17 protein-coding genes and 1 pseudogene are annotated in these 10,460 nt (G+C 65.0%); all 18 read left to right on the top strand.

The window, feature by feature from the left end:
* Window positions 1-1,009: FGGY-family carbohydrate kinase (locus tag JWP65_RS17640; RefSeq protein WP_299766085.1), on the top strand; the 1,009-nt coding region annotated here is incomplete at its 5' end.
* Window positions 1,006-2,607 (top strand): glycerol-3-phosphate dehydrogenase/oxidase, encoded by a 1,602-nt coding sequence (locus tag JWP65_RS17635; RefSeq protein ID WP_299766083.1) that lies wholly within the window; start codon window positions 1,006-1,008, stop codon window positions 2,605-2,607. The genes JWP65_RS17640 and JWP65_RS17635, both read left to right, overlap by 4 nt.
* 234 nt (window positions 2,608-2,841) lie before the next feature.
* Window positions 2,842-3,210 (top strand): 50S ribosomal protein L14, encoded by a 369-nt coding sequence (gene rplN / locus JWP65_RS17630; protein ID WP_169417103.1) that lies wholly within the window; start codon window positions 2,842-2,844, stop codon window positions 3,208-3,210.
* 11 nt (window positions 3,211-3,221) lie between these two features.
* Window positions 3,222-3,536 carry a 50S ribosomal protein L24 gene (rplX, locus tag JWP65_RS17625; protein ID WP_299766081.1) on the top strand — a complete coding sequence of 105 codons (315 nt, stop codon included), beginning with the start codon at window positions 3,222-3,224 and terminating at the stop codon, window positions 3,534-3,536.
* Between the two features lie 2 nt (window positions 3,537-3,538).
* Complete coding sequence (rplE, locus tag JWP65_RS17620) at window positions 3,539-4,078, top strand: 50S ribosomal protein L5 (RefSeq protein ID WP_299766079.1); 540 nt, start codon at window positions 3,539-3,541, stop codon at window positions 4,076-4,078.
* A gap of 9 nt (window positions 4,079-4,087) precedes the next feature.
* Window positions 4,088-4,393 carry a 30S ribosomal protein S14 gene (rpsN, locus tag JWP65_RS17615; protein WP_299766077.1) on the top strand — a complete coding sequence of 102 codons (306 nt, stop codon included), beginning with the start codon at window positions 4,088-4,090 and terminating at the stop codon, window positions 4,391-4,393.
* A 21-nt stretch (window positions 4,394-4,414) separates the two neighbouring features.
* Window positions 4,415-4,810 (top strand): 30S ribosomal protein S8, encoded by a 396-nt coding sequence (gene rpsH, locus JWP65_RS17610; RefSeq protein ID WP_299766075.1) that lies wholly within the window; start codon window positions 4,415-4,417, stop codon window positions 4,808-4,810.
* Between the two features lie 15 nt (window positions 4,811-4,825).
* Window positions 4,826-5,359, top strand: coding sequence for a 50S ribosomal protein L6 (gene rplF / locus JWP65_RS17605; protein ID WP_299766073.1), 534 nt, complete (start codon window positions 4,826-4,828; stop codon window positions 5,357-5,359).
* Window positions 5,360-5,370: 11 nt separating this feature from the next.
* Window positions 5,371-5,736: a 50S ribosomal protein L18 gene (gene rplR / locus JWP65_RS17600; RefSeq protein ID WP_299766087.1), complete on the top strand. Its 366-nt coding sequence runs from the start codon at window positions 5,371-5,373 to the stop codon at window positions 5,734-5,736.
* An 18-nt stretch (window positions 5,737-5,754) separates the two neighbouring features.
* Window positions 5,755-6,276, top strand: coding sequence for a 30S ribosomal protein S5 (gene rpsE / locus JWP65_RS17595; protein ID WP_299766071.1), 522 nt, complete (start codon window positions 5,755-5,757; stop codon window positions 6,274-6,276).
* 11 nt (window positions 6,277-6,287) lie between these two features.
* On the top strand, window positions 6,288-6,476 hold the full coding sequence (gene rpmD, locus JWP65_RS17590) for a 50S ribosomal protein L30 (RefSeq protein WP_299766069.1): 189 nt from the start codon (window positions 6,288-6,290) through the stop codon (window positions 6,474-6,476).
* Entirely contained in the window at window positions 6,476-6,907 is a 432-nt protein-coding gene (gene rplO / locus JWP65_RS17585; RefSeq protein ID WP_299766067.1) for a 50S ribosomal protein L15, read from the top strand. Before rpmD ends, rplO begins: the two co-directional genes overlap by 1 nt.
* 18 nt (window positions 6,908-6,925) lie before the next feature.
* Window positions 6,926-8,245 carry a preprotein translocase subunit SecY gene (gene secY, locus JWP65_RS17580; protein WP_299766065.1) on the top strand — a complete coding sequence of 440 codons (1,320 nt, stop codon included), beginning with the start codon at window positions 6,926-6,928 and terminating at the stop codon, window positions 8,243-8,245.
* Between the two features lie 35 nt (window positions 8,246-8,280).
* Window positions 8,281-8,394 (top strand): 50S ribosomal protein L36, encoded by a 114-nt coding sequence (gene rpmJ / locus JWP65_RS17575; protein ID WP_299766063.1) that lies wholly within the window; start codon window positions 8,281-8,283, stop codon window positions 8,392-8,394.
* 34 nt (window positions 8,395-8,428) lie between these two features.
* Window positions 8,429-8,794 carry a 30S ribosomal protein S13 gene (rpsM, locus tag JWP65_RS17570; RefSeq protein WP_299766061.1) on the top strand — a complete coding sequence of 122 codons (366 nt, stop codon included), beginning with the start codon at window positions 8,429-8,431 and terminating at the stop codon, window positions 8,792-8,794.
* A 75-nt stretch (window positions 8,795-8,869) separates the two neighbouring features.
* Window positions 8,870-9,274, top strand: coding sequence for a 30S ribosomal protein S11 (rpsK, locus tag JWP65_RS17565; RefSeq protein ID WP_299766059.1), 405 nt, complete (start codon window positions 8,870-8,872; stop codon window positions 9,272-9,274).
* 117 nt (window positions 9,275-9,391) lie between these two features.
* Window positions 9,392-10,015 carry a 30S ribosomal protein S4 gene (gene rpsD / locus JWP65_RS17560; RefSeq protein WP_299766057.1) on the top strand — a complete coding sequence of 208 codons (624 nt, stop codon included), beginning with the start codon at window positions 9,392-9,394 and terminating at the stop codon, window positions 10,013-10,015.
* Between the two features lie 126 nt (window positions 10,016-10,141).
* Window positions 10,142-10,460: pseudogene (locus JWP65_RS17555) on the top strand (DNA-directed RNA polymerase subunit alpha); the annotation flags it as partial.

The following is a 10,460-nucleotide window of genomic DNA, read 5'->3' as shown; positions in this document are numbered from 1 at the left end:
CAGCTGGTTGATCTGGAACCTATCCGTCGGACTCGTGCATGCCAAGGACGCCAGCTATTCGTCGCGCACGCTGTTGTTCAGCCTGCACACGCAGGACTGGGACGACGAATTGCTGGAACTGCTGCGCATTCCGCGGGCCGTGCTGCCGGACGTCATGCCTTCGAGCGGCGTCATCGCGGAGACCGAGTCGTCGCTGTTCGGCGCCGCGCTGCCGCTGGCCGGCATCGCAGGTGACCAGCAGGCGGCCACCTTCGGCCAGGCCTGCTTCGCGCCCGGCATGGCCAAGAACACCTACGGCACCGGCTGCTTCATGCTGATGAACACCGGCGCGGCGCCCGTCAGCAGCCGGAATCGGCTGCTGACGACGGTCGGCTGGCAGGGCCCGCAGGGCGCGAACCGCACCGCGTACTGCCTCGAAGGCAGCGTCTTCATGGCCGGGGCCACGGTGCAATGGCTGCGCGACGGCCTGCAGATCATCGATTCCGCCCAGGAAGTGGAGTCGCTGGCCGCGCAGGTGCAAGACACCGGCGACGTCTACCTGGTGCCGGCCTTCGCCGGCCTGGGCACGCCCGACTGGGACGGCCACGCCCGCGGCACGCTGGTGGGCATGACGCGCGGCACAGGCCGCGCCCACATCGCCCGCGCCGCGCTGGAGGCCGTCGCCTTGCAATCGGCCGACGTGTTCGCCGCGATGGCGCGCGATGCGCGCATGCCCTTGCGCGAACTGCGCGTGGACGGCGGCGCCTCGCGCAACAATCTGCTGATGCAGATGCAAGCGGATTTCCTGGGCGTGACTGTGGTGCGCCCGCAAGTGACGGAGACCACGGCGCTGGGCGCCGCCTATCTGGCCGGGCTGGCCACGGGCTTTTGGCGCGATGCGGCCGAGATCGCCGGCCAGTGGCGGGCCGACCGACGTTTCGAGCCGCAGCTGGCCGAGGGCCGGCGGCTGGCCAAGCTGGCGCGCTGGCGCGAAGCGGTTGAGCGGTCCAAGGGCTGGGGCCGATCTTGAGCGCGTCCTCCTCACCCCGCGCCGCCCCCACGCGGCGCGAAGACCTGCTGGCCGGCCTGGGCGCCGGCGGCCTCTGGGACCTGGCCGTGGTCGGCGGCGGCGCCACCGGCCTGGGGGTGGCGCTGGACGCCGCCAGCCGCGGCCTGCGCGTGGTGCTGGTCGAGTCGCACGACTTCGCCAAGGGCACGTCGTCGCGCGCCACCAAGCTGGTCCACGGCGGCGTGCGCTACCTGGCGCAAGGCAACATCTCGCTGGTGCGGGAAGCGCTGCACGAGCGCACCACGCTGCTCAAGAACGCGCCCCACCTGGCCCAGCCGCTGCCCTTCGTGATGCCTTCGTACAAGCTGTGGGAAACGCCGTTCTACGGCGTGGGCCTGAAGATGTACGACGCGCTGGCCGGCAAGGCAGGCCTGGGGCCCACCGAGTTCCTCAGCCGGGACCAGACGCTGGCCTTGCTGCCCACGGCCCGCCCGGCCGGGCTCAAGGGCGGCGTCAAGTACTGGGACGGCCAGTTCGACGACGCCCGGCTGGCCCTGGCGCTGGCTCGCACAGCCGCCGCCCACGGCGCCGTGCTGGTCAACTACTGCCGGGCCACCGGCCTGGTCCACAGCCAGGGCAAGGTGGCGGGCCTGCACTGCCGCGACGAGGAAACCGGCCGCCCGTTCGAGCTGAACGCGCGCTGCGTGGTGAACGCCACCGGCGTCTGGGTCGACGAGCTGCGCCAGCAGGACGGGCAGGCCACCGGCCACCCCGTCGGCTTGATGGTGGCGCCCAGCCAGGGCGTGCACGTGGTGGTGGACCGCGATTTCCTGCCCTCCGGGCACGCCCTGATGGTGCCCAGGACGACCGACGGCCGGGTGCTGTTCGGCGTGCCCTGGATGGGCAAGCTGATCCTGGGCACCACCGACACGCCGCGCGGCGACCTGCCACGGGAGCCGCGGCCGTTCCGGGAAGAGCTGGAGTTCATCCTGGGCGAAGCGGGCCGCTACCTCGTGCGTGCGCCCCGCGCCGAAGATCTGCGCAGCACCTGGGTCGGACTGCGCCCGCTGGTCAAGCCGCTGGGCGCCGACGGCGAGGAAACCAAGTCGATCAGCCGCGAGCACACGGTGCTGGCCAGTCGCAGCGGGCTGGTGACGGTGACCGGGGGCAAATGGACGACTTACCGCGCCATGGCCGAGGACGTTCTGGACAAATGCTTGGCTGCGGGCCTGCTGCCGCGGGGCAGGGCGGGGGTGACTGCTGACTTGCGACTGGTGGGTGCGCCCGCCGCCGGCGCCCCGGCCACTTCCATCAGCGCCGCTCCGGGCCTGCACCTGTATGGAGCCGAAGCGGGCGAGGTCGACGCCATTCCGGGCAGCGACCGGCGCCTGGGCGGAGGCTTGACAGCCGCGATGGTGCGCTTTGCCGCCCGCCATGAATACGCCCGCACGGTGGAGGACGTGCTGGCGCGGCGGATCCGTCTGCTGTTCCTGGACGCGCCCTTGGCTGCCTCGCTGGCGGCCGAAGTGGGCGCCCTGCTGCAGGAGGAAACCGGTGTCGATCCCCGCGCTGCCGAGTTCCGCGAACTGGCCGCGACCTATGCCAGGCTCCCGGTTTGAACAAGTCGTTTGACAAAGCCTGGAAATCAGCGATAATTGCGGGCTTACCTTTTTAAGGTGAGATGGCAAAGACAATTTGGCCGAGTTCGCCTCAAAAACGAGCCCGGCACCCGCCCAAACGAAGCTCCGGCGAAGCGCAAGCTGCCGGTGTGACGACGGGCCCAAGACTGCCCCGATGTCCTGCAAGGAATGGTCCTTGAAGGGTGCGTTCGGGACAAGTTGGGAATATACGAAATGATCCAGACTGAATCTCGGCTCGAAGTCGCCGACAACACCGGCGCGAAGTCCGTCCTGTGCATCAAGGTGCTGGGCGGCTCCAAGCGGCGTTATGCCAGCGTTGGCGACATCATCAAGGTGAGCATCAAGGAAGCCGCTCCGCGGGGTCGCGTCAAGAAAGGCGAGATCTACAGCGCAGTGGTGGTCCGCACCGCCAAGGGCATCCGCCGCGGCGATGGCTCCCTTATCAAGTTCGACGGCAATGCCGCCGTGCTGCTCAACAACAAGCTGGAGCCCATCGGCACTCGCATCTTTGGACCGGTCACGCGCGAGCTGCGCACCGAGAAGTTCATGAAGATCGTGTCGCTGGCCCCCGAAGTCCTGTAAGGAAGCGCGTCATGAACAAGATCCGCAAGGGTGACGAAGTCATCGTGCTGGCCGGCAAAGACAAGGGTAAGCGTGGCCGCGTCGTGCTGCGCAAGGACGACGAAAAGATCGTCGTCGAAGGCATCAACCTGGTCAAGAAGCACACCAAGCCGAACCCGCTCAAGGGCTCGACCGGTGGCATCGTGGAGAAATCCATGCCCATTCACCAGTCCAACGTGGCGATCTTCAACGCCGCCACGGGCAAGGCCGACCGCGTCGGCATCAAGACCGATGGCGACAAGCGCGTTCGCGTGTTCAAGTCCAGCGGCGAAGAAATCAAGGTCTGACCATGTCCCGTCTGCAACAACACTACCGCGAGAAGGTCGCTCCCGAGCTGATCGAAAAGTTCGGCTACAAGTCGCCGATGCAGGTGCCGCGCATCACCAAGATCACCCTGAACATGGGTGTCAGTGAAGCCGTGGCGGACAAGAAGGTCATGGAACACGCCGTTTCCGACCTGACCAAGATCGCCGGCCAAAAGCCCGTGGTGACCAAGGCCAAGAAGCCCATCGCCGGTTTCAAGATCCGCGAAGGCCAGGCCATCGGCACCATGGTCACGCTGCGTGGCGTGCGCATGTTCGAGTTCCTGGACCGTTTCGTCACCGTGGCCCTGCCCCGCGTGCGTGACTTCCGTGGCGTGTCTGCCCGTGCCTTCGACGGCCGCGGCAACTACAACATCGGCGTCAAGGAACAGATCATTTTCCCCGAGGTCGAGTATGACAAGGTCGACGCGCTGCGCGGCCTGAACATTTCCATCACCACCACGGCGAAGACTGACGAAGAGTGCAAGGCACTGCTCGCCGGCTTCAAATTCCCGTTCAAGAACTGAAGGTGCATCGTGGCTAAAACTGCTTTGATCCAGCGCGAACTCAAGCGCGAGAAGCTGGTTGCCCAGTACGCGAAGAAATACGCGGAACTGAAGGGCATCAGCAACGATGCCAAGAAGAGCGACGAGGAACGGATGGTGGCCCGCCTGGCGCTGCAAAAGCTCCCGCGCAACGCCAACCCGACCCGCCAGCGCGCCCGTTGTGAACTCACCGGCCGTCCCCGCGGAACCTTCCGTCAGTTCGGTCTGGCCCGCCACAAGATCCGTGAACTCGCCTTTGCCGGCGACATTCCCGGCATCACCAAGGCCAGCTGGTAAGCCGGGCGAGGAGAGACATATATGAGCATGAGCGATCCCATCTCCGACCTGCTGACGCGTATTCGTAACGCGCAGATGGTTTCCAAGGCAACGGTGCGGGTGCCCTCTTCCAAAGTGAAGATCGCAATCACCCAGGTGCTGAAGGACGAAGGTTACATCGACGGGTTCCAGGTGAACACCGTGGACGGCAAGAGCGAACTCGAAATCGCCCTGAAGTACCACGCCGGCCGCCCCGTCATCGAACGCATCGAACGCGTGAGCCGCCCCGGCCTGCGCGTCTACAAGGGCCACGACGCCATTCCCCAGGTCATGAACGGCCTGGGCGTGGCGATTGTCACCACGCCGAAGGGCGTGATGACGGACCGCAAGGCGCGCGCTACCGGTGTCGGTGGCGAAGTGCTGTGCTACGTCGCCTAAGGGAAGGATCAAAACATGTCCCGAGTTGGAAAAATGCCGGTCGCCGTCCCCAGTGGCGTCGACGTGGCGATCAAGGATGACCAGATCAGCGTCAAGGGCACCGGCGGCACGCTGCTGCTGGCCCAGAACGCCCTGGTCAAGGTGGTGAACGACGGCGGGAAGCTGACCTTCGTTCCTGCCGACGAGTCCCGTGAAGCCAATGCCATGAGCGGCACCATGCGCCAGCTGGTGAACAACATGGTCAACGGCGTCACCAAGGGCTTCGAAAAGAAGCTGTCGCTGGTCGGCGTGGGCTACAAGGCCGCCGCCTCCGGCAACAAGCTGAACCTCACGGTTGGCTATTCGCACCCCGTGAACATCGAAATGCCCGCGGGCATCACGGTGGCCACCCCGACCCCGACGGAAGTCGTGATCAAGGGTGCCGACCGCCAGCGCGTGGGCCAACTGGCCGCCGAGATCCGAGCTGTTCGTCCGCCCGAGCCCTACAAGGGCAAGGGCATCCGCTACGCGGACGAGAAGATCGTGATCAAAGAGACCAAGAAGAAGTAAGGAGCCACATGATGTTGACCAAGAAAGAGCAGCGTCTGCGTCGTTCGCGCCAGACCCGCATCCGCATTGCGACGCAAGGTGTGGCCCGTCTGACGGTGAACCGCACCAACCTGCACATCTACGCGAGCCTGATCTCCGACGACGGCTCCAAGGTGCTGGCCACCGCATCCACCGCCGAGGCCGACATCCGCAAGGAACTGGGTGGTTCCGGCAAGGGTGCCACCGTCGCCGCTGCGCAGCAGATCGGCAAGCGCATCGCCGAAAAGGCGAAGGCCGCCGGCGTCGAGAAGGTCGCCTTCGACCGCGCGGGCTTCGCCTACCACGGCCGCGTGAAAGCGCTGGCCGAGGCAGCGCGCGAAGCAGGTTTGCAGTTCTAACGGACACGGAGACTCAGAATGGCTAGGGTTCAAGCACGAGCGCAGAGTGAAGGTCCGGAAGACGGCCTCAAAGAGAAGATGATCGCGGTCAACCGCGTCACCAAGGTGGTCAAGGGCGGCCGGATTCTCGGTTTCGCGGCCCTCACCGTGGTCGGCGACGGCAATGGCAAGGTCGGCATGGGCAAGGGCAAGTCGAAAGAAGTGCCGGCCGCCGTGACCAAGGCGATGGAAGAAGCGCGCCGCAACATGACCAGCGTGTCGCTCAAGAACGGCACCATCCACCACAGCGTGTTCGGCCACCACGGCGCCGCCCGCGTGATGATGGCTCCGGCGCCCAAGGGCACCGGCATCATCGCCGGCGGCCCGATGCGCGCCGTGTTCGAGGTGATGGGCATCACCGACATCGTGGCCAAGAGCCACGGATCGACCAACCCGTACAACATGGTTCGCGCCACGTTCGACGCTTTGCGCAACGCCACGACCCCGGGTCAGGTGGCTGCCAAGCGCGGCAAGTCGATCGAAGACATCTTCGCCGGCTAAGGAGAATACACATGGCAGACCAACAGCAAACCACCGTCAAGGTGCAGCTGGTTCGCAGCCCCATCGGCACCCGGGAGTCGCATCGCGCGACCGTCCGCGGCCTGGGCCTGCGCCGGCTCAACAGCGTCAGCGAACTGCAGGACACCCCGGCAGTGCGCGGCATGATCAACAAGATCGCCTACCTGGTGAAGGTGCTCTGATGGAACTCAATACGATCAAGCCGGCAGACGGCTCGAAGAAGGCGCGTCGCCGCGTCGGCCGGGGCATCGGCTCGGGTCTGGGCAAGACCGCCGGTCGCGGCCACAAGGGACAGAAGTCCCGTGCTGGTGGCTACCACAAGGTCGGCTTCGAAGGCGGCCAGATGCCCCTGCAGCGGCGCCTGCCCAAGCGCGGCTTCAAGTCGCAGAACCTGAAGTTCAACGGCGAAGTGACGCTGGCCTCGCTCGAAAAGCTGGGCCTGGCGGAAGTCGACCTGCTGGCGCTCAAGCAAGCCAAGCTGGTGGGCAACATCGTCAAGAACGTCAAGGTGATCAAGTCGGGCGAGCTCACGAAGGCTGTGAAGCTGACGGGCATCGTCGCGACCGCGGGTGCCAAGGCTGCCATCGAGGCAGTCGGCGGCTCCCTGAACTAACCGCGTTGAAGGACATCCGTGGCAACTAGTGCAGCCCAGATCGCGAAGACCGGGAAGTTCGGCGACCTGCGTCGTCGGCTGGTCTTCCTGCTGCTTGCGCTGGTGGTCTACCGCATCGGCGCGCACATCCCCGTGCCCGGCATCAACCCTGACCAGCTCGCGCAGCTGTTCAAGGGCCAGGCCGGCGGCATCCTGAGTCTGTTCAACATGTTCTCGGGCGGCGCGCTGTCCCGGTTCACGGTGTTCGCGCTCGGGATCATGCCGTACATCTCGGCCTCGATCATCATGCAGCTGCTCACCTACGTGGTCCCCACGTTCGAGCAGATGAAGAAAGAGGGCGAGGCCGGCCGGCGCAAGATCACCCAGTACACCCGTTACGGGACGCTGGGCCTGGCGCTGTTCCAGTCACTTGGCATCGCCATGGCGCTGGAAGGCTCCGCTGGCCTGGTGGTCAATCCTGGCTTCGGCTTCCGGATGACCGCGGTGGTCAGCCTGACGGCCGGCACGATGTTCCTGATGTGGCTCGGCGAGCAGATCACCGAACGCGGCCTGGGCAACGGCATCTCGATCATCATCTTCGCCGGCATCGCTGCCGGGCTGCCGTCCGCCATCGGCGGGTTGCTGGAGCTGGTGCGCACGGGTGAGATGGGGCCGCTGGTGGCGATCCTGATCGTGCTGCTGGTGGTGCTGGTGACCTACTTCGTGGTGTTCGTCGAACGCGGTCAACGCAAGATCCTCGTCAACTATGCGCGGCGCCAGGTCGGCAACAAGGTGTATGGCGGGCAGTCGTCGCACCTGCCGCTGAAGCTGAACATGGCCGGCGTGATCCCGCCGATCTTCGCCTCCTCGATCATCCTGCTGCCGGCCACGGTGGTCAGCTGGTTCTCGACGGGCGATGGCCTGCGGTGGCTCAAGGACATTGCGTCGACGCTGAGCCCCGGCCAGCCGATCTATGTGATGCTCTACGCTGCGGCGATCATCTTCTTCTGCTTCTTCTACACGGCCCTGGTGTTCAACAGCCGGGAAACCGCGGACAACCTGAAGAAGAGCGGTGCGTTCGTGCCGGGCATCCGTCCCGGCGAGCAGACGGCCCGCTACATCGACAAGATCCTGGCGCTGCTGACGCTGGCGGGTTCGATCTTCATCAACTTCGTCTGCCTGCTGCCCTATTTCCTGATCCTTAAGTACAACGTGCCGTTCTATTTTGGCGGCACCTCCCTGCTGATCATCGTGGTGGTCACCATGGACTTCATGGCGCAGGTGCAGAACTACCTGATGAGCCAGCAATACGAATCGCTGCTCAAGAAGGCGAACTTCAAGACATCGCTGGGCGGCTGACGCCTCCAGATTCAGAGAATTTAGGAGAACGACAAATGAGAGTTTCGGCTTCCGTCAAGAAGATCTGCCGCAACTGCAAGATCATCCGCCGCAAGAACGTGGTCCGTGTGATCTGCGTTGATCCGCGGCACAAGCAGCGCCAGGGCTAATCGCTCCAGGCTGAACAGAGTTTAGAGGAACGACATGGCACGTATTGCTGGCATCAACATCCCGCCGCACAAGCACGCCGAAATTGGCCTGACCGCGATTTTCGGCATCGGCCGAACCCGCGCTCGCCAGATCTGCGAAGCATCCGGCATCCCCTTTTCCAAGAAGGTCAAGGACCTGACGGACGCCGATCTCGAAAAGATCCGCGACCAGATCGCGGAGATCACCATCGAAGGTGACCTGCGCCGCGAGACCACGATGAACATCAAGCGCTTGATGGACATCGGTTGCTACCGTGGCTTCCGTCATCGCCGTGGCCTGCCCATGCGCGGTCAGCGCACGCGCACCAATGCCCGCACCCGCAAGGGTCCGCGCAAGGCTGCCCAGGCGCTGAAAAAATAAGTGCCAGGGGTCGGATCAGGAAGCGCGCAGCGCGATTGCTCGGACCTCTCACATCAAACCGGAAAGAGATAACACATGGCCAAGGCTCCTGCCAACAACGCCGCGCAGCGTGTGCGCAAGAAGGTTCGCAAGAACGTGTCCGACGGCGTCTGCCACGTGCACGCGTCCTTCAACAACACGATCATCACGATCACCGACCGCCAGGGCAATGCCCTCGCCTGGGCGTCCTCGGGCGGCCAGGGCTTCAAGGGGTCGCGCAAGTCCACGCCGTTCGCCGCTCAGGTGGCCTCGGAAGTGGCTGGCCGGGCTGCAATGGAGCAGGGCATCAAGAACCTGGACGTCGAGATCCGTGGCCCCGGCCCGGGCCGCGAGTCCTCGGTGCGCGCGCTGGCCGCGCTGGGCATCCGCATCGCGTCGATCTCCGACGTGACGCCGGTCCCGCACAATGGCTGCCGCCCGCAAAAGCGTCGTCGTATCTAAGCCTGTCCCCGCGCAGGCGGGGAGCCAGGAGTGTGTTTGAAGACCACCGCTGGGCGCCACCGTCGCGCCCAGCTCCCGCGGCAACAGGCCGCGGTAGTCATTTGAAAGAAAGCAAAAGTGGCACGTTACCTCGGCCCCAAGGCCAAACTCTCCCGCCGTGAAGGCACCGACCTGTTCTTGAAGAGCGCCCGGCGCTCGATCGCGGACAAGTCGAAATTCGACTCGAAGCCCGGCCAGCACGGCCGCACCTCGGGCATGCGCACTTCGGACTTCGGCCTGCAGCTGCGCGAAAAGCAGAAGGTCAAGCGGATGTACGGCATCATGGAAAAGCAGTTCCGCCGCTACTTTCAAGAAGCCGACCGCCGCAAGGGCAACACCGGCGCCAACCTGCTGTTCCTGCTGGAATGCCGGCTGGACAACGTGGTCTACCGCATGGGCTTTGGCTCCACCCGCGCCGAGGCGCGGCAGCTGGTGTCGCACAAGGCCATCACGGTCAACGGCAAGATGCTGAACATCCCGTCGTACCTGGTCAAGGCCGGCGACGTGATCGCGATTCGCGAGAAGTCCAAGAAGCAGAACCGCGTCGTCGAGGCCCTGCAGCTGGCCACGCAAGTGGGCCTGCCGGCCTGGGTGGAAGTGTCGGTCGACAAGGCCGAAGGCACCTTCAAGAAGGTTCCGGATCGCGACGAGTTCGGCGCCGACATCAAGGAAGCGCTGATCGTGGAACTGTATTCGCGTTAAACGGACGCAAGGCCGCCCGCCAGCGGCCTGTTCATCGTATTTTTTGTTCCCTGCCGCCCCCGCGGTCTGGGCACTTCACCAGCCTTACCGGTGTAACGAGCCGGGGGTATTGAGAGGAAGTCCTGCATGCAAACCAACCTGCTGAAACCCAAGTCCATCAACGTGGAACAGCTTGGCACGAACCGCGCCAAGGTCACCCTGGAGCCGTTCGAGCGTGGCTATGGCCACACCCTCGGCAACGCGCTGCGCCGGGTGCTGCTCTCATCGATGGTCGGGTACTCGGCAACGGAGGTGACCATCGCCGGAGTCCTGCACGAATATTCGTCGATCGACGGCGTGCAGGAAGACGTGGTGGGCATCCTGTTGAACCTCAAGGGTGTGGTCTTCAAGCTGCACAACCGCGACGAGGTCACGCTGTCGCTGCGCAAGGACGGCGAAGGCGTCG

Source organism: Ramlibacter sp. (assembly GCF_028292805.1).
Lineage (GTDB): Bacteria > Pseudomonadota > Gammaproteobacteria > Burkholderiales > Burkholderiaceae_C > Ramlibacter.
This window is presented reverse-complemented; position numbering and strand designations above follow the sequence as displayed.